General features: G+C 48.4%; 12 protein-coding genes. 8 read left to right on the top strand and 4 right to left on the bottom strand.

Going from position 1 to position 23,122, the window contains the following annotated elements; translation table 11 throughout:
* Nucleotides 1-280: 280 nt before the first annotated feature.
* Nucleotides 281-823, bottom strand: a complete 543-nt coding sequence (locus MR847_RS09165; protein WP_100426573.1) for a lipocalin family protein — start codon at nucleotides 821-823, stop codon at nucleotides 281-283.
* A 121-nt stretch (nucleotides 824-944) separates the two neighbouring features.
* Nucleotides 945-8,177, bottom strand: a complete 7,233-nt coding sequence (locus MR847_RS09160; protein ID WP_287723590.1) for a tandem-95 repeat protein — start codon at nucleotides 8,175-8,177, stop codon at nucleotides 945-947.
* 419 nt (nucleotides 8,178-8,596) lie between these two features.
* Here MR847_RS09160 and MR847_RS09155 point away from each other — a divergent pair, with 419 nt between their 5' ends.
* The 6 genes from MR847_RS09155 to MR847_RS09130 all read left to right on the top strand — a co-directional run bounded on the left by MR847_RS09155 (nucleotide 8,597) and on the right by MR847_RS09130 (nucleotide 17,789).
* Nucleotides 8,597-9,031, top strand: coding sequence for a hypothetical protein (locus MR847_RS09155; protein ID WP_146139543.1), 435 nt, complete (start codon nucleotides 8,597-8,599; stop codon nucleotides 9,029-9,031).
* A 12-nt stretch (nucleotides 9,032-9,043) separates the two neighbouring features.
* The gene (locus tag MR847_RS09150) at nucleotides 9,044-10,423 is read left to right on the top strand and encodes a M23 family metallopeptidase (RefSeq protein WP_287723589.1); all 1,380 of its coding nucleotides are present in this window, start codon (nucleotides 9,044-9,046) and stop codon (nucleotides 10,421-10,423) included.
* A gap of 87 nt (nucleotides 10,424-10,510) precedes the next feature.
* On the top strand, nucleotides 10,511-10,957 hold the full coding sequence (locus tag MR847_RS09145) for a hypothetical protein (RefSeq protein ID WP_100426569.1): 447 nt from the start codon (nucleotides 10,511-10,513) through the stop codon (nucleotides 10,955-10,957).
* Between the two features lie 105 nt (nucleotides 10,958-11,062).
* Nucleotides 11,063-12,676 (top strand): cellulase family glycosylhydrolase, encoded by a 1,614-nt coding sequence (locus MR847_RS09140; RefSeq protein WP_100426568.1) that lies wholly within the window; start codon nucleotides 11,063-11,065, stop codon nucleotides 12,674-12,676.
* Between the two features lie 95 nt (nucleotides 12,677-12,771).
* A complete protein-coding gene (locus tag MR847_RS09135; RefSeq protein ID WP_241899565.1) occupies nucleotides 12,772-13,845 on the top strand; it encodes an HD domain-containing phosphohydrolase in 1,074 nt (357 codons plus the stop codon).
* A complete protein-coding gene (locus tag MR847_RS09130; RefSeq protein ID WP_287723588.1) occupies nucleotides 13,845-17,789 on the top strand; it encodes a response regulator in 3,945 nt (1,314 codons plus the stop codon). The genes MR847_RS09135 and MR847_RS09130 overlap by 1 nt, the downstream gene beginning before the upstream one ends.
* Nucleotides 17,790-17,825: 36 nt before the next feature.
* Here the strand turns inward: MR847_RS09130 and MR847_RS09125 are convergent, their stop codons facing one another.
* Together MR847_RS09125 and MR847_RS09120 are read right to left on the bottom strand one after the other, a co-directional pair.
* Complete coding sequence (locus MR847_RS09125; RefSeq protein ID WP_287723587.1) at nucleotides 17,826-18,086, bottom strand: zinc-ribbon domain-containing protein; 261 nt, start codon at nucleotides 18,084-18,086, stop codon at nucleotides 17,826-17,828.
* A 144-nt stretch (nucleotides 18,087-18,230) separates the two neighbouring features.
* Nucleotides 18,231-19,229, bottom strand: coding sequence for a class II fructose-bisphosphate aldolase (locus MR847_RS09120; RefSeq protein ID WP_100426564.1), 999 nt, complete (start codon nucleotides 19,227-19,229; stop codon nucleotides 18,231-18,233).
* A gap of 298 nt (nucleotides 19,230-19,527) precedes the next feature.
* Between MR847_RS09120 and MR847_RS09115 the strand changes: the two genes are divergently transcribed.
* On the top strand, nucleotides 19,528-22,077 hold the full coding sequence (locus MR847_RS09115) for an ATP-dependent Clp protease ATP-binding subunit (RefSeq protein ID WP_287723586.1): 2,550 nt from the start codon (nucleotides 19,528-19,530) through the stop codon (nucleotides 22,075-22,077).
* Nucleotides 22,078-22,162: 85 nt separating this feature from the next.
* Nucleotides 22,163-23,122, top strand: coding sequence for a glycosyltransferase family 2 protein (locus tag MR847_RS09110; RefSeq protein WP_287723585.1), 960 nt, complete (start codon nucleotides 22,163-22,165; stop codon nucleotides 23,120-23,122).

Genomic DNA, 23,122 nt, shown 5'->3' with positions numbered 1-23,122 from the left:
TTTCTACATTCCATAGTGCTTTTGAATTTGTTTTATGTGCAAAAGAAACTATAGTCAAAAGCGGCGGCTCCCGGAAACGGAAGTCGCCTTTTTTGTTAGATTTCAGGTTGAATTAAAAAGTTTTACCGGACACTAATAATTATTTATTCCATTGGTCATGCCAACGGGCTTCAATTGCTTTCGCAATTATAACGTGTTTCCATTTCCATAATGCCACCAATTTAGCAAACAAAAAAGCTCCCGAACTAGGGGAGCTGTGATTTTACGATTTTATCGCAGACTATCTTTCGACACCCGTGAAAACTTCATACAAAGAGTAGCCCGCAATCGGAGCATCCTTGTAAATGTAAGAACCGCCCAGATTCAATGCAGTAGAACCATTCAGGTCAATGATTGTCGGTGTGGACGTAAAGGAGTAGCCCATCGAGCCGAGCATGCAGCCCATGGTGAAGTTCATCGTCAACTGACCACCCGAAACAGACCACGTACCAGCTTCTTCTTCACCCAAGCAAGTTCCTTCACTGTTCAGGTAAAGGGATTTGGAATTGATCAGGGTAAAGGAACCGTCTTCTTCAAAGGTCAAGGTCGACGGGGAAGCGACACCGCCCGACTTCAATTCCTTAACGACAGAATATGCGGTATTGCCTTCATTGATCGTGTAAAAGGCGTTCATGCTCCAAGTAGCCCCTTCAAGGCAACTTTCGGTAACGCCCTTTTCGCACTTTTCAGCGAGAGACTTGGAACCACTGTTGCTTTCTGAAGAGCATGCGCCCAAGAACATGGAAATCGATATCATCCCAGCGAGAACAAAAGATTTTTTCATAGAGAATTCCTCACATTTTGTATGAAATATAAATAAAAAAGCTTTTCCGCGAAAGAAAAGGTTTGCATACAAAAAACCTCCCCGAATGGGGGGAGGCTTTTTCAAAGAGAATCAAGACCGATTAACGGCGACGCTTGTTGCCCTTCTTCGCACTCGAGGAAGAAGACTTCGGCGCTTCGTTATCGGAATTGCGGACGTCCTTCATCTTGAAGTTCACGTTGATTTCAGCGGTTTCCACCTTAGAGGAAGCGCCTTCCTTATCCGTGAGTTTGAAGCCGAATTCATCGAGGCCGTAGAAGCCCTTGTTCGGCTTGTACACGAAGGAACCATCCTTTTCATTGATTTCGACATTACCGTTCTGCGGACGACGAACGAGAGAGACACGAGCGTCCAGCTTGCCATCTGGGTCGAACGCGCCTTCCAGGAGGCCTTCCTTAGCGCTCACCTTCAGGGCTTCGCCTTCCTTTGTCTGGTAAGACTTGGAGATCGCGACCGGAGGATCGTTCACCGGAATAACGGTAAACTTCGCAGAGGTCTTAGCGGTAGCGCCTTCCGGGTCCGCCACCGTAAAGGTGAGCGTTTCCGGAGCACCATTCCAGTGTTCATATGGCTGCTTGATCGTCACAATGTTACGCGCCTTGTCGTGTTCGACAATGAGCTTCTTGTTCCCCGTGATCGTCCACTTGAGTTCGTTGAAGCTATGGTCGCGGTCGCGCACGAACTGATCGAGCTTGAGCGTTGTGAGAACACCCTTGTTCGCGTCTTCGCGTATCGTCACATCGTGAATCGGACGGATTTCCGGAACCGCATTCACATGCTTCACTTCGAAGTTCACCGGGATTTTTGCCATTGCGCCAGCCGGATCCTTCACGATGAATGTGATGGTTTCCTTGCCATACCAGTCTGCACGGCTCGGGCGGACGATAGCTTCGCGACTTCCATTGATCATCACTTCGAGATGACGGTTGCCAGAAATCGACCAGCGGAGTTCATTCGGCTTGTGGTCCGGATCATTCACATACTTGTCGAGCTTGATCGAAGCGAACTTCTTGCCTTCATTCGTCACCATATCCGGAATTTTGGAAAGTTCTGGAGGATCATTCACCGGTGTCACCACGAACTGGATGTCGAGGGAAGCCTTTTCTCCAGCCGGATCGTAAGCGTTGACCTTCACCTGGTCCTTGCCGTTCCAATACTTATTCGGAATCGTCACGGTCAAGATGCCTGCGTCAGAGAGACTGTAAGAGAGCGGGTGCTTCACGGTCGGGTGTTTTGCCTTACCCATGCGGCCACGCTTGTTCTTCTGAGCCGGTTCGCCGTCATCGATAGACCAGCGGAGTTCAGATGCGTCATTATCCGGATCCACGACGAGCTTCGTGAGATCGATTGGAGAGAACTGGTTCTTTTCCTTGATTTGCTGAACCGGGAGCTTGTTGAAGTGCGGCGGATCGTTCACCGGAATCACCTTGAACGTACTCTTCACACTTGCACCAGCGCCTGCCGGATCCTTCGCCGTGAAGACGACGGTTTCCGTACCATTCCAGAATTCATCCGGAGTCGTGATGTTCACGCGAGAACCGCGGATGTCAAACTTGAGAGCCTTGTTGCCGGAGACAATCCAGTTGATTTCATTTGGACGGTTATCCGGGTCGCTCACGTACTTCGAGAGATCGATCGGAGCAAAGCGTTCCTTTTCCTTAATCGTCTGATTTGGGATAGCCTTGAGCACAGGAGGATCGTTCACCGGGGTAACCGTGAAAGTAACCTGTTGGGCGTCACGTCCACCTTCCGGATCGCGAACCGTGATATTGATCTTTTCAGAGCCATTCCAGTACTTGTCCGGAGTCGTTACCACGAGCTGATTCTTCTTATTGATAGAAGCCTTAAGACTACGCGGTTGAGAAACTTCGAAGGTCAGAGCGGACTTCGGATGATCCGAATCCTTCACAAAGTCGAGAAGGCTTATCGGAGCGAAGTGTTCCTTTTCCTTGATCGTTTGATCAGAAATCTTGCTGAAGGTCGGAGGATCGTTTACCGAGAGAACTTCGAGATGGATTGTCTTGGAATCCTTGGCGCCTTCCGGGTCTGCCACAGTGAAGGTCACCGTACGCTTACCGTTCCAGTACTTGTTTGGCACTGCGATATGAGCGACGTGTTTGTCGTCAATCGTCACGGTCAAGTCGTCGACCTTCTTTTCGTCGGCTTTCGGTTCTTCCTTCTTAGCGTTCTTACCCTTCTTTCCTTTCTTCTTCGGAGCTGGGGCTGGGGCTTCGACGTTCTGCACGACTGCAGTCCAAATCAACTGATTCTTGCGATGGTCTGGATCATGCACATAGTTGTCTAGCGGAATATCCTTGAACTGAGCTTTTTCCTTGATGGTCTGGCTCGGAATATCCTTCAGAACCGGAGCGTCGTTCACCGAGGTGATTTCGAAGGTTACCATCGTGGATGCGGATGCACCCTTCGAATCCGTGACCGTGAGAGTCAACGTTTCCGGCTTGCACCAGAAGTACTTGTTCGGAGCTATGATAACAAGCTTTCTTGCAGAGGTGATTTCTGCCTTCAGGTTCTTGTTGCCAGAGACCTTCCACGTCATTTCAGACGGCTTGTTGTCCGGATCCTTCACGTATTCGTCAAGAGCGATTGGCTTGAAGGTTTCCTTTTCTTTAATCTTCTGGTTCGGAATCTTAGAAAGCACAGGAGGATCGTTCACTTCCGTCACGACGAAGTCCATTTTATGAGAAGCCTTGCCACCTTCCGGGTCGGTTACCGTGAAGGTAATCGTTTCCTTGCCGTGCCACTGAGAATTCGGGACCTTCACCTGAACGGTGTTGTCCTTGTTCAAAGTCACCATGAGCTGACGATTTCCATGGAAGCTCCACTTGAGCTGCTTTGCAGAGTGGTCTGCGTCCGTAGCGAGAGTAGAGAGGTCGATCGTCTGGAACGTGCCACCTTCGCGGATCGTTTCACCCTTCGGTGCGTTAGCCGAAATCACCGGGATATCGTTGATCGAGCGAACTGTGAAGGTTGCAGAAGAGCTGGCCTTTGCGCCTTCCGGGTCCGTTGCCGTGAAGGTAATCTTCGCAGCACCGTTCCAGTACGTGTTCGGAATCACAATCTTTGCGACATGATTCTTGTCGATATTTACCGTCAAGCCATCTGCAGAAGAAACTTCTTCATCTGCAGCCTTCTTGCCCTTCTTCTTCGAAGCTGGCTGTGCATTCACCTTAGAAACCTTGTAGCTCCACTGGATCGTGTTCAGCTTGTGGTCCGGATCCTTGATCATATCGTCAAGCTTGATCGGAGCGAACTGCTTCTTTTCATCAATGGTTTGATCCTTGATTTCGCGCACAAAGACCGGAGGATCATTTACAGAAATCACTTCGAAGGTCACCGTACGGGAATCCTTAGCGCCTTCCGGATCCATCACCGTGAAGGTCACGGTTTCCTTGCCGTACCAGTAGTTGTTCGGAGTCTTGATCGAAACCTTGTGGCTCGGGGTCATGGCAAACTTGAGAACCTTATTGCCCTTAATATCCCACTTGAGCTTGTTCTTCGGATGGTCGAGATCGGACACGAAGTCATCCAATTCGATTTCCTTGAATTCCTGTTTTTCCTTGATTGTCTGGTTCGGAATATCTTTCATCACCGGTGGATCGTTCACAGACTTTGCCGTGAACTGAACCATTTGACGAGCAGAAGCACCGGCCGGATCGGTCACCATGAAGGTCACCTTTTCAGAACCATTCCAAAGCTTGTTTGGGGTCTTAATCGAAGCTACGCCATCCTTTGAGATAGAGATCTTCAAATCCTTATTGCCGGTAATCGTCCACTTGAGAGACTTGAAGGAATCGTCTGGATCCTTCACAAGTTCTGCAAGGTTGATATCCTTGAATTCTTCCTTTTCGACAATGATCTGGTCATTGATCTTTGCAAGAACCGGAGCATCGTTGATTGACTTCACCGTGAAGGTTGCTGTCTGGGAAGCTTTGCCGCCTTCCGGATCCGTCACGACGAATTCGATTTCATTCGAACCATTCCAATACTTATCCGGTGCAACCACTGTAGCGACGAGAGTCTTCGGATCTACCTGAACCGTCAAACCATTCTTTGCACCCTTGACATTGAAAGCCCAAGTGAGATCCTGAATTTTGTGATCCGGATCCTTCACGATTTCAGTGAGGTTGATCGGAGCAAACTGCTTCTTTTCGTCGATCGTTTGATCGTTGATCTTCTTTACGAATTCCGGAGCGTCGTTCACAGATTCCACCGTGAAGGTCACATTGCGAGAATCCTTAGCACCTTCTGGGTCCACAACTTCGAAGAGGACAGTTTCAGAACCGTGCCAGTACTTGTTCGGGATCACCACAGAGAATTCACGCTGCGCGTCAATCTTGAACTTGAGATCCTTATTACCTGTGATGTTCCATTTGAGCTTGTTATTCGGATGGTCGAGATCCTTAACGTAGTCGTCAAGTTTAATCGACTTGAACTGGCCTTTTTCCTTGATCGTCTGAGACGGAATGTCCTTCATCACCGGAGGATCGTTGATGGATTTTACCGTAAAGACTGCGGTCTGCTTCGCCAAAGCGCCTTCCGGGTCCGTTACCGTGAAGGTGATCTTTTCGGTACCGTTCCAGAGCTGGTTCGGAATTGCGATCGTTGCTGTGCCAGCCTTGTCGATATTGACCTTGAGATCCTTATTGCCGGTGATCGTCCACTTGAGCTTATCGAAGGCATGGTCTGCATCGGTAACGAGTTCGGCGAGGTTGATCGGAGCGAACTGAGCCTTTTCATTAATCGTTTGAGACTTGATTTCCTGCAGAACCGGAGCGTCGTTCACGGATTCCACCGTGAAGGTTGCCGTTTCGGAGGCCTTAGCACCTTCCGGATCCGTGACTGTAAAGGTCACGACGTTTGCACCGTTCCAATACTTGTTCGGAATTGCAATCGTTGCAACAAGCTTTGCATCGAGATTCACCTGGAGATCACCCTGCGTATTCTTCACGCCCGGAGCCGGCTTCACTTCGACAGCCACATTGAGATCAGAAAGCTTGTGGTCAGCATCCTTGACCATTTCACCCAAGTTAATGGTCTTGAACTGAGTCTTTTCCTTGATTGTCTGATTTTGGATCTTCTTTACGAATTCCGGAGCGTCGTTCACCGATTCCACGGTAAAGTTGACGGTGCGTTCATTCGAAGCGCCTTCCGGATCCGTTACCTTGAAGGTGATTGCTTCAGAACCGTGCCAGTTCATGCTCGGGAGTTTGAAGGAAGCCTTACGGTTTGCATCGAGGGTAACCTTGATGTCCTTATTGCCAGAGATCGTCCACTTGAGCTTGTTAGCCGGGTGGTCGAGGTCGCTTACGAATTTATCGAGTTCGATAGGCTTGAATTCTTCCTTTTCCTTGATCGTCTGAGACGGGATGTCTTTCATGACCGGAGGGTCATTGATAGAGTTCACCGTGAACTTGACAGAAGTAGAAGCCTTGCCATTATCCGGATCGGTAGCGGTGAATGTCACAGTTTCAGAACCGTTCCAGTTGATGTCCGGAGTCTGGATGGAGACCATGCGATTGTTGTCCACATTGACCTTCAATTCCTTGTTGCCGGAAACGGTAATCTTCAACTGAGAAAGATCATGGTCTGCATCAGAGAGGTAATCGTCGAGAGCAAAGCCGTCGAACATTGCCTTTTCGTCGATCGTTTGGTCCGGAATCTTCTTGAAGACCGGGAGATCATTGATGGAGCGGACAGTGAGCTTCACTTCCTGCTTTGCTTCTGCGCCTTCCGGGTCAATTACCTTGAACGTTGCGACAGCGGCGCCGTTCCAGTATGGGTCCGGAATCTCAACCTTGGCGACATGCTTTTCGTCGATATTCACAAAGAGCGGACCAGTCGGATGTTCTTTGCCGACGCTCTTCACTTCGACTTCCCAGGAAAGTTCTTCCTTTTTGTGGTCATCATCCTTGACAAAGTCGTTGAGGTTAATTTGTGCGAACTGATTCTTTTCGTCAATCGTCTGAGCCGGGATCTGCTTCACGAACTGCGGAACGTCATTCACAGATTCGACAGTGAAGTTTGCCTGAGCCTCAGCACTTGCTCCTTCTGGATCCGTGACCTTGAAGTTGATCGTTTCGGAGCCATTCCAAAGAGCATTCGGAATCAAAATCTTTGCATTCTTACCTGCAAGCTGGACCTTGAGATCCTTATTGCCAGAGAATTCCCACTTCAGTTGTTCGAACTTGTGGTCGATATCCTTGACATACTTGCTAAGATCGATCGGCTGGAACTGTTGCTTTTCCATGATCGTTTGGTCCGGAATCATATCGACGAATTCCGGAGCGTCGTTCACAGACTTCACCGTGAAAGAAGTCGTGAAGCTTGCAGAAGCACCCTTCGGATCGGTTGCCTTGAATTCGAACGTTTCGGTCGGGCCATTCCAGTTTTCGTTCGGAATGATGACTTCAGCCACGTTGTACTTATCGATCTTGACCTTGAGTTCCTTACCGCCAGAAACAGACCACTTGATCTTTGAAACATCATCATCGACATCGCTGACGAGGTCGGAAAGGTTGATCGGTTCAAACTGTTCCTTTTCTTGGATCGTCTGATCCGGAGCCTTCTGAACGATCGGTGCGTCATTGATCGAATTGACCGTGAAGTTTGCATCGGTCTTGGCGGAAGCGTATTCGCCATCAGTCGCAATGAACGTAATCTTATAAGCACCATACCAGTTCGTGTCTGGAACGACGACGTTTGCGATGCGGTCCTTCGAAATTTCGACGGAGAGTTCGCCTTCAGCCTGTTCCTTTGCGATCGGGGTCAGTTCATATTCCCATGCGATCTGATCCTTCGGATGATCGACGTCTTCGACATAGTTGTCGAGCTTAATCGGGGCAAACTTTTTGCCTTCGTCAATCGTTTGGTCAGGGATCTTCGAAACGACCGGCGGATTGTTCACCGATTCGACTGTGAAATTCACGGTTTCAGAGCTCGAAGCACCCTTAGAATCTGTAACAGTGAACGTGATGTCTTCAGAACCGTTCCAATACTGGTTCGGAGTCTGGATTGTTACCACGTGCTTATCTTCTTTCACTACCAGGTTCTTATTGCCAGTAATCTTCCAGTTCAGCGCGGCAGGAGCTTCTTCAGGATCGCTGACATATTCATCCAACTTGATTGGAGCGAATTGGCCGCCTTCTTGAATTGATTCGCCCGGAATACCATTCAGGGATGGGGGATTATTTTCAGAAGCCTGCGGTGCTTCCTGTGGGGCGTCTTGAGCAAACGCACCGCTAGCAAACATTGCAGCTGTTAAAAACAATACAGATACTGATTTCTTTTGACTCATTTACGATCTCCAATAAGATCAATCCATGACGAAATCCGACCACAGGGGGCGGTCCGACCCGTCATAACCACTACACATCCGATTCACCACATTTAGACCCCAAAAGCCAAAGGTGATGGACATCACCAAATATAAAGTTTTTATTACGAAATATGGACTGATTTCTTTGAAGAAAATTCACAATTTCTAGACAAAAAAATGACACAAAATAGCGAAATTTTTAAAAATTTCGCATATTTTTAGATTTAAGTCATTGAGCTACAACAAATTACAAAGAGTGGGGGTGTGCTGCCGAATTTCATTTCAGCAAAAAAACTTGCTAAGAAAAAATGAGGAAAGACCTCCAAATCCGCTTTTCGATGACAAAAAAGCGAATTTTATCTATTTTAAGCAAAAATTTGTTCAACAATGGGACTTCTATGAAATTTGTTTTCCTTTGCGACGACATTTACCTCAAGGGTGATTATGCCGCTTTCGTCAATAACTTTCCCACAAATCACGAACTGGTAACCATGTCTGGTGAAGCATTCCTGCAAGCAAAGGGCTTCCCGGAGAACACCTTTGGTCTTCTCGTTGAACGCTTCACCTGGCAGAAGAACTTCAGCTTGTTCCGTTATTTTGGACTGCTTCCAGTTCTCGAAACCGTTCCGCTCGCTGTTGTGAGCCGCGCACGACGTTTTGAACCGCTCAAGGGCCGTAGCGCACTCCGCGGTCAGGAAATGATCGTTACGCCGAACGCTTCTTCCGAAGAACTTTACACATTGATCGACAAGTTCGTTGCCGCTCCCCCTCAGATGCACAGCTATCCGCGTTGTGCTTGCAAGGTTCCGACCAAGAAGACGGCCGCTGTCTAATTTTTCGGGTACATGCAACGCAAGGTTCTCGATTCGCTGATTGCCCGAGGTTCTTTCATCGGAATCATCGCTTCGAAGTCTTGCAATGTCCAAAAATCGTTAGAAGAGTTTGCGCATTCCCTGTGCGGGAATGCGCCTTTTCTTTTTGTCGAATATTCTTCGATCGAAGGCTCCGCGCGAAATTTTCTGCTGAAGCTCCGGGAAAAACAGGCCACAGGTGTCAAAACGATTTTTGTCCTTTTCAAAAAAGGAATCGACGAAGAAGCGGGCAAGCTCTTGTGCTCTATGCGCATGACGATTCTTTTGTCTGCAAACGGAGAAGGGATAGACTCCGAGGTTCTTTCTGACTTAGACGCCTTGGGTCCTTTTGACCCGAGCTTTTTCTGGTGGATCGCCCCCAAGCCTCAGCAGAAAAAGTTCCGCTACTTAAAAGATCACATTGCGAAATCCATCATTAAGCCGTTCCTTTCGGCAGAAGATGTAGAAGCAAGCCCGAAAACAGCAGCATCGACTTTTCAAGCGCTTCTAGAGATTCGTATTCTGCGCGAAAATAAGCTCGTCGGATTTCCAAAACTTTTCCGTAAATTCTTTATTCCTTTGTGCGTCATTGCGGTGATCATCCCTTTTGTGGTGCCGTCTAAGCTCGTTTCGCTGCCTTCGATGATGCGCAATATGAAGTCGGAAATGGCGATGTATTCGGATGCGCCTTATTTTGATTACACCTTCAACGGGACGGAATCCTTTGAACGCATCGCCCGTTATGCGGTAGGCCGCTTTACCGCAGTTGTCACAAATGAATCCACCTTAGGTTCTTATGTGAGCGAGACATTGGACAAGAACGGATTTTCCAAGGATTCCTGGAAAAAGGATCGTCTGCATATTCCGCCACAAGGGACTTCGATCCGTTTTTCTATTCCAGATAACATCACGAATCCGTCTTACGATTCCATTGCTCCGGCTTGGAAATATTTCACCAAGATGATCGCCGATTCTGTCGCCTATGTGACGGAACTCTATCACCCGAAAGCGACTCCCGGCGTCCGTTTGCATCCGGCATGGGACGTTGCAAGCCGTTCTGGCGCACGTATTCTCGCGCCTTTCAGCGGAAAGGCTTGGACATTCCAAGATGAACGCGGAGGTATCGTCATCGGAATCGCAGACAAGAAGCACGTAGTGCTTTTTATGCACTGCGATCAGCTTTTGTATCTAGATGGACAAAATGTGATGCAAGGGGATCCTGTTGCAACGGTAGGCACAACGGGCCATACGACAGGACCGCATGTTCACCTAGTGACAGGCTTTGTCAACAAAAACGGCAAAAAGCGCTTAGGAAATATCCGATATACAATTGTGAACCCAATCACTTGGTACTTCTCTATCCAGAAGGAGTAAGTGAAATATTACAAATTTACCCTTACTTTTGGCGGGGAATTTGGTAACTTTACATGCGGCTGGGAAAGTGATACAAGAGGAGTATTCATGACAATTCGTTCACTCGCTATTGCTAGTTTGGCTATTTTCGCAGCAGCCTGTTCGTCTACCCGTATACCTACTGCAGAAGTTGCAACGCACAACGACACTAGCCGTAACATCCCGAAAATCGACAATATGATCGTGGACCTGAAGAAGTCATACATTTCCCAGTGCTACGAACCGATTCTCGCAAAGAATCCTCCTGAAAATCAGTGCCAGACGGAATTGTTCCAAATGCTTGAACGCCGTTACCACTTGAACTACAATCAGCAGAATATTGACCAGGCTTCGAACGACCTTTTCTTCCGCGACGTGGATTCCCGTCTTCGCAAGATGGTACGCACCGATCCTGAAGTGCGCAGCGCCGTTCGCAGCGGTGCTTTCCGCAATGCGGACGAAATGCTCAGCTACTACAAAGAAAAGTACGCATTCGACACCCGTTCGCAGAACTAAGTGGATTTGCAGCTAAGTTTTACACAAAAGGCAAGGGAATTTTACCTTGCCTTTTGTTTATTTTCTTATTTTGAGAGGGAAATCATTTCTATTTGAAGGTTACCAATGGAACAGGTCAGCAATTCGAAACCGGGATTTTTTGTTCAAGGGCGTTTTCTTTATACGAAGGATAACGAAAAGGTTATTCTGCGCGGCATCAACCACATGTTCATCTGGACGGATCGCGAAGGAAAATCCATTCCTGAAATTGCAAAGACGGGTGCGAACTGCGTCCGTATCGTTTGGAACATGCATGGTCGAATCGCGGATCTGTACCGCTTGGTCGATGAAAGCATCACGAACGGCATGATTCCTATTGTAGAACTTCACGACGCTACGGGTCGTTGGAATCGTTTGCCGGAACTCGTCAATTACTGGACTCGCGAAGAATCCCTGCAACTGATTCGCAATCACCAGGAATATCTTTTGGTGAATATCGGCAACGAAGTCGGCGGTGAAATCGAGAGCGGGGAAGAATTCTTTGAAGCCTATTCTTCGGCAGTTACCCGTATGCGTGCCGCAGGCATTCGCGTTCCGCTGATTATCGACGCCGATGACTGGGGAAAGAATCCGAACAACATTTTGGGCCAGGGCGAAAGGCTCCTTTCGGTTGACCCGGAACACAATTTGATTTTTGACATCCACATGTGGTGGCCGTCCGAACTACACGATCCGAAAGCGACAGGATATGAAACTGTTCAGGATCGCGTCACGGGCGTTCTTGAAGAATCCGTTGAAAAGAACATTCCGCTGATGATCGGTGAATTTGCACCGGTCGCTGTAAACGGCGCCCGCGAAATTCCGTACAAATTCATTATGGCGGAAGCGGAACGTTTAGACATCGGATGGCTTGCTTGGAGCTGGGGCCCGGGCAACCTTGACAGTCCGGAAATGGACATGACGACCCATAGCTCTTACAACACTCTCGTCAGCTGGGGCAAGGAAGTTTGCGTCGACAGTCCGCTCGGCATTCAGAATACGAGCGTGATTCCGAACTTTATCCAGAACGAAGATTTCAGCACGGGCATTTTGGACCGCGGTCGCAATCTGGTCAGCAACAGCGACTTCTCGGATGGTCTTGAAAACTGGACCGCAGACTTTTGGGGCGGCAAAGCGAAAACAGACATCCAGAACGGCACGTTGCACTTCTCGATTCAGGAAGCAGGAAAAGAAACTTGGAATTTGCAGTTCAAGCAGTCTTTGCCGCTTCGCAACGGGATTACCTACGTTTTCAGCATGCGCGCCAAGGCAGACAAACCGCGTACATTGAATGTAGACATCAAGCGTGCGACAACGGAATATGTACCGTATGCCAACGGACGTTTCCTCGACCTTTCTACCAGCTGGCAGGACTTTAGCTGGAAGTTCACGATGAAGGAGCCGACGGACGAAAATGCGGTCCTGGTTTTCGACATGGGCGCAAGCCCGGTCGGTTGGACGCTTTCGGACGTTTCCCTTGTACAGGCGCGTAGCGTGACGGACCGTCTCAACTGTAGCTTCCAGCGCAACGTGCAGAAGAATTCCGGTTACTTTAACGCTCCGGCTGGTCCATGGGAACTCCATCTGTACTCTTCTTCGGGAGAACTGTTGGATATTCTCGACAAGGGTAAGGGCGGTGAAGGCATGCAGCCGTTCCCAAAGATCGAACGCAGCGGCATCATGGTCATTAAAGACCTATAGTCCAACATCATATATTCCATATTAGAACAATCTTTTTGTGCTTTTTTGTTCAAATCGGATAAAACAGAATAGATTATTCTTATATGGAAGAACGGATGCCTCAAATTCTAGTTGTTGACGATACCAAGCCAAACATCGAGGTGTTGGAAGGGGCACTCGCACAGGAAAATTATAGCATTCATGTCGCACTCAGCGGAAAAAGAGCATTGGAGCTTGTCAAGCGTAGTGTTCCTGATTTGATTCTGCTCGACGTGATGATGCCCGAAATGGACGGTTATGAAACCTTCCGTCGCTTACGGGAAATTCCGAGTTGCAAAGATGTCCCAGTTATTTTCTTGACCGCCCAAGCCGAAAGCGAAAGCGAAATGAAGGGGCTTTCCCTAGGAGCGGACGATTACATCGCAAAACCTTTCAACCAAGGTCTTTTAAAACTGCGCATCCGCAATCAGCTGGAGCGTAAATTTTATCGCGATCATCTTTCGGATCTTGTCGCTGAACGCACAAGTGAACTGTCACAAAAAACCACAGATTTGCAAAAGACGTTGCAGGTGATGCTCACCAGTTTGGGCGCCCTTGCAGAATTCCGCGACAATGAAACGGGAACGCATTTGCGCAGAACTCAGCTCGTGGTGCGAAAACTCGCGCATGCGATGAGTCAAATGGACGAATTCAAGGCAGAGCTTCCGAACGAAGAAATCGTCGACGAATATGCGATCGCGGCTCCGCTCCACGATATCGGCAAGGTCGGTATTACTGACGGCATTCTTCGTAAGCCTGGTCCGCTGACCGATGCGGAGCGCGAACAAATGAAGAAGCATACCATTCTCGGCTATCAGGTTCTTCTTTCTGCAACGCAGGAACTGAATAACAATCCGATGGTCGTGATTGCGGCAAACATTGCCAAATTTCATCATGAAAAATGGGACGGTTCGGGTTATCCGACTGGAATTTCTGGAAAAGAAATTCCTCTCTGCGCCCGCATCATGGCAGTTGCCGATGTTTACGATGCTCTCGTTTCTAAACGTGTCTATAAAGATGCGATTCCTCATGAAGAATCTCTCCGCATTATTCACGAAGGAAGCGGAAAGCATTTTGATCCCGACGTTGTCAAAGCCTTTGACACTTTCGAGAATGAACTCCCTAAAATTTATAAGTCGTTTGGAGAGTAATGGGTCAAGGAAAGAGAAAGCGCGAGCTCAGTTCTCGCATCATTTGGGTTTATACTCTGCCTACGTTGATAGCGATGATTCTCTGCTTCATCGCTTTTACTTCCTATATGCGGTCCTTTTTATTCGAAACGGCCTATAAGGAATCGAGCAAAACCTTGCAGCAGATTTCTCAATCCTTTGAACAGAAGATCAACACTTATACGGCCCCTTTTACTAAATTTCACAAGCGTATCGCTCACAGTCTTCCGTCCAATTTAAGATCGACTCTCCTTTCCGAACAAAAAAAACTGAACAACGTTGACATCTATTACGGCGGTGCAGATGGATATTTTGTCAGCGCCCGCAATTTAAAACGCGATCCCGAACATTTTGAATTCAGAACAAAGTCTTGGTATTTGGAACCGAGCCGCAATAAGGGTCTTGCTTATTCCGGCCCCACCATCAACTACGGAGCAGAACGCCGCGTTTTAACGATTTCCCTTCCTATCTGGAAAAATCGAAACCGTATTCAGGGCGTCATCGCCGAAGACATCGATGTCAACGACTTTCGTTCGTCCTTTTCTCTGCTGTCCAAGGAAAGCGGGGGAATCACGATGCTCGTCAACAGTGAAACCGACAGCATCTACACCTATTTCCCGTACCAGACAAGTCTCGGAGAAATTACCCTCGACAGTATCTACGCGCTTTTTAGGCCTGCGAAAGAACATTACAACATCGACTCGCTCGCCAGTTCTGCGGTATCCAGTTTTCAATTCAAAGATGATCATGGTCGACAGTACACGGCGATGATTGCGCCGCTAAATAAAGTTCCGTTGCACCTCGTTTACATCATTCCGCAGAGTAAAACTGAAGCCCTCCTGAACAAAAAAAGTTGGAACTTCATGGTCTTTGCAGGAGGCTGTATTCTATTCCTTCTGATCATTACATCGATTGCGAGCAAGATTCTCTTTCGTCGAATGATTTCCAAGGATCTTACCGACAGCGTCAATTCGAGCACCCTTTTCGATGCGATTCTCAGCAGTAAATATTTTTCGCTGATTTTAACGGATAACCAATTCCAGGTCCTGCGTGCCAGTTCGAGTATTGCAACCGTTACAGGAGATGCGGATTGGCAAAGCCTTCAAGGCAAAAATCTTTGGGACATCATCCCAAATCCGGAATTCAAAGACTTTGTTTTGAATTCTCAAAAGCAGGCCGCGCCGCAGACAAGTGAAATTGGGCAGACGCAGATCGTGGTGCAGCAAAAAGACGGCCATATCGTTTGGCTGAACATTTCGTTTAACCTTTTGATTGAAGACGACGCTTCGGTCCGTTATCTGTTCCTGGTTTCCGATGAAACCTCGGCGGTCCGCAAGGATTCCATTCTGGATTCCATCATGGCGTCGTCGCAGAATACGATTATCATTTTCGACAGTGATTTAAAAATTTCCTACGTGTCCAAACGGATTGAAGATGTCTTGGATATAAAAACCTCGGAATTGATCGGCAAGCCTTATGATGAACTGACCGACATCGGCATTCCGCAGAAGATTTTGGAAATGCCTCTCGCCGCTATTGAAAACGGAACGCGCTGGAGTGCAAACTTTGAACTTCCGACGCGTAACGGAACGCAGATCTGGTGCCGCGGACAAGGAACCGTTTTGCTCTCCAAGGATTTGAGCAGCATCGGCTACCTAATCTTCATCACGGACATCACGCCGATTATCAAAGCGGAACAGGAAGCCAAGGATGCAACCAAGGCGAAGAGCGAATTCCTTGCTAACATGAGTCACGAAATCCGCACGCCGATGAATGCGATTATCGGTATGTCGGACCTCGCCCTTTCTACCGATCTTTCTCCGCGACAGGAACATTACCTAGGCCGTATTTCTTATGCGGCAAAATCGCTCCTGGGCATTATCAATAACGTTCTTGACTATTCGAAGATCGAAGCAAAAAAGCAAGACATGGAACACATTCCATTTGCCATTCGTGAAACTATTTCGAACGTTCTCTCTATTGCGGTGGTGCGCATTACCGGTAAGCCGATTGAACTTTTAGCCGATATCGACTCACGAATTCCGAAACGTATTTTCGGCGATCCACTGCACCTTTCGCAGATTTTGACGAACCTGATCAACAATGCCGAAAAATTCACGGAGAAAGGACAAGTTGTGCTGAAGATGGAGTTGAAGAAGCTCGAAAATTCTAAGGCGACAATTTACACCTGTGTCAGCGACTCGGGTATCGGCATGACTCCAGAACAGTCTGGAAAGCTCTTCCACATGTTCTCGCAGGCAGACTGTTCCACGACCCGCAAGTACGGCGGAACGGGCCTAGGCCTTGCCATTTCCCATTCTCTTGTCGAACTGATGGGCGGTGAACTGCAGGTGAGGAGCGAAGCGGGGAAGGGAAGCGACTTCTTTTTTACCGCGACCTTCGACGTTGTGGATCGTCCTGTCTCGAAGGGAATTTCGCCTCTCCAGAATAAGCGCATTTTAATCGCCGAAAGCAATGAAGCCTCTCTTTCGATTCTTGAAAAAATGGCTAAGACGATGCACGTGCAAGCGGACTTTGCAAATTCCGCAGAAAAAGCCTTCGATCTATTCAAGTCCAGTAAGGATAATCCTTATGACGCGATTGTTCTCGCCTGGACGCTGACCGAAATCGGGGCTGTCGCCTTGGTGAAACAGATGCAAAATTCTGAATTGGATGTTCCACCGCTGGTCGCCATTTCCAAACTGAACGATGAAGCACATTTGAAAGAAGCGATTGAAACGGGTTTCAAGCGTTACCTGCCAAAGCCTTTCCTTGTCGAAGACCTGCAGAAGACCTTGGAAGAAGCCCTCGGGCTTCGCGTCGTCGAAGAAAGCAAGAATCAAAAAGCCAAAGCTCAAAAGAATTTTCACTTTAAGCCGGCCAAAATTTTGCTCGTTGAAGATAACGCCCTGAACCAAGAACTCGCGATTGAACTTTTGAACCGCGTCGGGCTCATGACCGACATTGCAAACAACGGCGAAGAAGGTGTGGCCGCTGTTCAAAAGAACGATTACTCCTTGATTCTAATGGACCTACAGATGCCTGTGATGGATGGCTTCGAAGCTACTAAGCAGATCCGTGCATTACAAGACTCTAAAAAGAATTCCCTGCCGATTATCGCCATGAGCGCACGAGCTTTGCGCGGAGATAAGGAAAAAAGTCTTGCAGCAGGCTTAAACGCTCATATCACAAAACCGATCGACCCGAAAGAATTTTACGGAGAACTTTCGAATTGGCTTGAACAGGTGAACGACAAGACTTCCTTGGAATCGCTCAAGGGAGATGTCAGCATTACCAAAGATCCGTTCCTTGTCGCCTTTGACAAAATTCCGAACTTTGATGCGGAACTCGGGCTGTACCGTTCCGCAGGCAGCAAGGCGATTTATCTAAAAGTGATCCGTCGCTTTGTCGATGATTTTGACGGCTATATTGCCAAAATCCAGGCATTCATCCAAGCGGAAGACTTTATCTCTGCGGCCCGTATGGCACATACCTTAAAAGGTATTGCAGGGACCATTGGCTGTATGCAGCTGCAGGAACACTCCGCGAAACTGGAATACACGATTACTTCGAAAAAAGAGGAACTTCCGCTTACTCCGTGGGCAAAGCTCACCGACCTGCTTCAAAAGCTGATCGAACGCTTGCGTAAAGCGATTCCGCTTGCGGCAGAAGCCCTTGGAGAGCGTGAAGAAAAGCTTGTAGAAGATCCGAAAGCGATGGCAAAGTTGCAGAAAATGCTTAAAACCATCGAACCGTCGATTCAGGATGCAGTTCCTGCAGGCTGTCGAGCCGCTTTACAGCTAATTGAACACATCCGCTACGATGAAGAACGGATGAACCTCATTAAACAGCTCAAAACCGCTGTAGAAGACTTTGATTTCGAAAGGGCGGAATCTGTAGTTGCCGAATTAAAAAAGACGCTCTAATGCGCCTTTACGCTCAAATAGAATGAATTTTCGTGTTTAGACGATCCCGGTAAACACGATCAACAAAACAACGGCTAAAATTCCGCCGATAATTGCCGACGCAATCCGAGAAGAATTTTTTTTCTTTTGGCCAAATTCATTCTCGACGATTTCATCGTAATCGGGAAGTTCCAGGTCCGCGGACTCCGCGCCTTCCTTCCAGCCGGTATCCTTGTCGCTTCCGCAATGGGGGCAGAACGTGGCGTCGTCTTTCAGCTCGGCGCCGCAATGGGGGCAAATTTTTTTCACATCATCCATAGAAAATTCCTGCTCTTTACTGATAAAGTATAAAATGGGAACATTCTGAATTTATATACAAAAAACCGCGCGGCATACACCGTGCGGTTTTTAAGCTTTTCGCTAAGTCCCAGGTTTTGCAACCATTAGGACGACAAGACTCGATTAAAGCTTGTTGTCGGAGCCGAGCACATTCACGATCTTGTGGATGTACATCTTCTTCATGTTTTCACGAGCCGGCTTCAGGTACTGACGCGGGTCGAAGTGTTCCGGATGTTCGTCGAAATACTTACGGATTGCGGCAGTCATAGCGAGACGGCTGTCAGAGTCGATGTTGATCTTGCAGACAGCGGAGCGGGAAGCTTCGCGGAGCTGTTCTTCAGGAATGCCAACTGCGTCCGGGAGACGGCCGCCGTGGGCGTTGATGGTGTCGACTTCGTCCTGCGGGACAGAAGAAGAACCATGGAGAACGATCGGGAAGCCCGGGAGCTTCTTTTCGATTTCGTGGAGAACGTCGAATGCGAGAGGAGGCGGAACGAGCTTGCCCTGAGCATTGCGAGTGCACTGTTCCGGCTTGAACTTGTAAGCACCGTGAGAAGTACCGATGGAGATAGCGAGGGAGTCGCAACCGGTACGGGTAGAGAAGTCGATCACTTCTTCCGGCTTCGTGTAGTGAGAAACTTCAGAAGCCACTTCGTCTTCAACACCGGCGAGCACGCCGAGTTCAGCTTCGACGGTCACATCGTGAGCGTGAGCGTATTCAACAACCTTCTTGGAGAGGGCGATGTTTTCTTCGTACGGAAGAGCAGAACCGTCGATCATCACGGAAGAGAAACCGTTGTCGATGCAGTCCTTGCAGAGTTCGAAAGAGTCGCCGTGGTCGAGGTGGAGCACGATCTGCGGATTTGCGCAGCCGAGTTCCTTGGCATATTCAACAGCACCCTGAGCCATGTAGCGGAGGATGGTGCCGTTAGCGTAGTTACGAGCACCCTTAGAGACCTGCATGATCACCGGAGACTTGGTTTCAACGGCGGCTTGCACGATGGCCTGCATCTGTTCCATGGTGTTGAAGTTGAAAGCCGGGATAGCGTAGCCACCCTTGACGGCCTTAGCAAACATTTCCTTGGTGTTGACCAAGCCGAGTTCCTTGTAAGAAACTGCCATTTTTTTACCTCTGATTGATTGTTGTGGCGTTTTTTAGGCGCCGTTTGTTAATTAGACCTAGTGAAATCTAGAAAAATACTCCAAGTTAGACGATGATTCCGAGTAAAAAAGGCAAGAATTTTGTTTTTGCCATTCCTTTCCAAAACAAAGCGGATAACGACCGTTTCAAAATAAAACGCAATACAGAAAAGTGGCGAAATTTAAGAAATTTAAGCCTTTTTTAGAATGGCACACATTTTGCTTTTAGGAAAACGACAAAAATAAAGCCTGCCGGAATAGCTCCGGCAAGGAGGTAAAAATGGCTGATTTTACGAATGATTCGGAAAAGGTTCTTGCCAAAGCGCAGGAACTGATGGACAAGAAGTCCCATTCCTATCTGGGAGTGGTGCATCTTGCTCACGGGCTTCTCGAAGCTCCGGATGCCCGTTTGAAAAATCTATACCGTGCCAAAAAGGCAAACATCAAGGAAATGCAGGCAAAGCTTGCCCCGTTCCTCGATTCCGTTCCCAAGCTCATGGAAGTGAACCCGGACGCAGGCCGCCCGGATGAAGATCTTTCCCGTGTGCTGAGGGCGGCTATCCAGGCCGGCCGTAAGACATCCCAGGCGGCAAGTCCGAGCGATATGCTCGTTTCCTTGATGCGTTTTGCACAGGAACGCCGTGTAGCCAAAATTTTTGAAGACGCCCTTGGCAGTGCGGAAGTCGTGGAAACCTGGCTTTCCGATCCGATGAGCGCCGCTGCTGTCGCCGAAGAAGAATCCCCGTTAAAGCTTTACGGCAGGGAATTGGTCTCTTTGGCTGAAGAAGGGAAATTGGATCCGGTGATCGGTCGTGAAGAAGAAATTCGCCGTGTGATTCTGATTCTTTCGAGAAAGACGAAGAACAATCCAGTTCTCGTCGGGGAACCTGGCGTCGGTAAGACCGCGATTGTCGAAGGGCTTGCCATGCGAATCTTCAAGGGGGACGTTCCCGACGCGTTGAAGGGAAAGAAGCTTTTTTCGCTTGATTTGTCCGCTTTGATGGCAGGTGCAAAGTACCGTGGCGACTTTGAAGAACGTTTGAAAAATGTACTGACCGCTCTTGAAGAAGACGGCAATACGCTTCTCTTTATCGATGAACTGCACACGATTGTCGGTGCTGGTAAGACCGAAGGCAGCATGGACCTCGGCAATATGCTGAAGCCGAAACTCGCCCGTGGAGAGTTGCATTGCATTGGAGCCACGACGACACAGGAATACCGCCGTTACATCGAAAAAGATGCCGCGCTTGAACGTCGATTCCAGCCGGTCACCGTTTTTGAACCGACCGAAGACGAAGCCATTTCCATTTTGCGCGGCGTCAAGGAAAGTTTTGAAAGTCATCACGGCGTGCGCATTCACGACAACGCTCTCGTGGCGGCGGTAAAGCTTTCGAGCCGCTACATTGCAGACCGTTTCCTTCCCGATAAGGCGATTGACCTGATCGATGAAGCGGCGAGCATGGTCAAGACCCAGCTCGATACCGTACCCGAAGACTTGGACAATCTGCAACGCAAGGAATTGCAGCTGAAGATTGAAGAAAAGGCTTTGGCCAAGGAATCGGACGACAAGAGCAAAAAGCGTTTAGCGGAACTCCAGGATGAACTCAAAACGACTTCCGCAGCTGTCTCCGCCATGCAGGCAAGATGGCAAGAAAAGCGCGCCAAGTTCAACGAACTGAAGGATGCAAAAGAGCGCCTGCACAAGGCTCATGAAGAAATGGAACAGGCGGAAGCCCGCTACGACTTGAACCGTGCCGCAGAACTCAAGTACAACACCATTCTGAAGCTCGAAAAAGATGTGGCAGACCTCGAAGCCAAGGCGCAGAAAGCGGCCCGCGAAGGCGAACTGACCGAAGAAGTCAATGAAGAGACGATTTCTCAAGTGGTCAGCCGTTGGACAGGCATTCCGGTCACACGTCTCCGCGAATCGGAACGTGCAAAGCTTTTGCACTTGGACGAACGTTTGCACGAACGTGTCGTCGGTCAGGACGTTGCCGTTTCTTCTGTCGCAGAGGCCATTCTGAGAAACCGCAGCGGACTTTCGAGAGAAAATGCTCCGGTGGGAAGCTTCCTTTTCCTCGGCCCGACAGGTGTCGGCAAAACGGAACTTGCCAAGGCTCTTGCACAGGAACTTTTCGACAGCGAAAACGCGATTGTTCGAATCGACATGAGCGAATACATGGAGAAGCATTCCGTTGCCCGTTTGATCGGTGCCCCTCCGGGATATGTGGGCTACGAAGAAGGCGGTCAGCTGACGGAAGCGGTCCGTACCAAGCCTTATTCCGTGGTGCTTCTGGATGAAGTCGAAAAGGCGCACCCGGATGTATTCAACGCCTTGCTCCAGGTGCTTGACGACGGTCGTTTGACCGATGGCAAGGGCAGAACGGTGAACTTCAAGAATACGCTGATTCTGATGACTTCTAACTTGGGCTCGGATCTGTTCATGAATAATCCGGAAAAGGATGTTTCGATTGACGACGTGATGCCTCGATTGAAGGGATTCTTTAGGCCGGAATTCTTGAACCGTTTGGACGAAGTTCTTGTGTTCAAGAGCCTTTCGAAGGATCAGATTCTTTCGATCACGGGGCTTAAGTTCAAGGATCTCGCTAAGCGTGCGGCTCGTGAAGGTTACATCGTGAACGCTTCGGATGCGGCATTGCAGGCGATCGCAGACAAGTCGTACAACCCGGAATTCGGTGCAAGACCGATTCAGCGATTCCTCGAACGCGAAGTGGAGCGCAAGCTTTCGCATGCGATTATCGCTGGTGAAGTTAAGCCCGAAGTGCCTTGCACGATTGACTTCCAAAATGGTGAATTTATCGTCAAATAAATTCATCGTGAATTCCTAAAAACAAAAAGGTCGAACGTTTGTTTCGGCCTTTTTGTTTTTAAATTATTTTGAGGAAAAGCTTCAAATGGAAAAAATGGAATTCAACCTTCGAATTTGTGTTTTAATGGCGACCTTCAACGGAGCTTCGTATTTGCGCGAACAGCTCGATTCCATTTTAGCGCAGATTGGACCCCAAATATCCATCTACATTTCCGATGACGGATCCACCGATTCAACGCCAGAAATTCTTGAAGATTTTGCCCGCCAGTTCCCGGCAAAGATATTCTTGTTGCCGCCCAACACGCGTGGAAGGGGAGCCTGTTCGAATTTTTTCTATCTGATGCAAAACGTCGATTCCGATTTATATCTTTTGGCAGATCAGGACGATCTTTGGATGCCGGATCACGTACAAAGTCTTTATGAAAGGTATCGCAATCTGAGCAACGCGAAACAGGCCTTGCCAACATTACTGTTTTCGGACATGAAGATTATCACTTCGGACGGTCGGTTTTTGGCACATTCCTTTTTGAATGCCGAAAATTTGCCGAACGATGCAGCTCCTGCGCACTTTTATTTTATGCAGAACAATGTTTCGGGCTGCGTCACGCTTTTCAATCAGGCGTTAAAAAATTACGTTCTCAAGAATCCGGATCTTTTATGGCAAAACCTTTCGAAGATTCCCATGCACGACGCCTTCCTTGCGACGACAGCGGCTATATTCGGCAAAATTTACTTTGTGCGTAAAGCCCTTTCTCTGTACCGTCATCATGACAAGAATACGGTCGGCGTCCAAGACATCACCAGTCGCAAGCATATCTTCGAACGTTTAAAACATCAGTCTGACGACATAAAGCGTTCTATGCAATACGCTGAATTCTTTGCCAAATATTTTGAGCAAGAACTGAAAGCGGGGGAATTAAAAATCTTGCAAGAATTCGCCCATTTAGAAAGCAAATCCAAGATACAGCGCATTCTCTTTATGCTACGTCACCAATTCCTAAAAGCGGGTTCGTTAAGAAGATGCGTTCAACTCTGGAACGCGTAA

The organism is Hallerella sp. (assembly GCF_022776125.1).
Classification (GTDB): domain Bacteria; phylum Fibrobacterota; class Fibrobacteria; order Fibrobacterales; family Fibrobacteraceae; genus Hallerella; species Hallerella succinigenes.
Note: the sequence above shows the minus strand (reverse complement) of the source record. Positions and strands in the feature narration are given on the sequence as shown.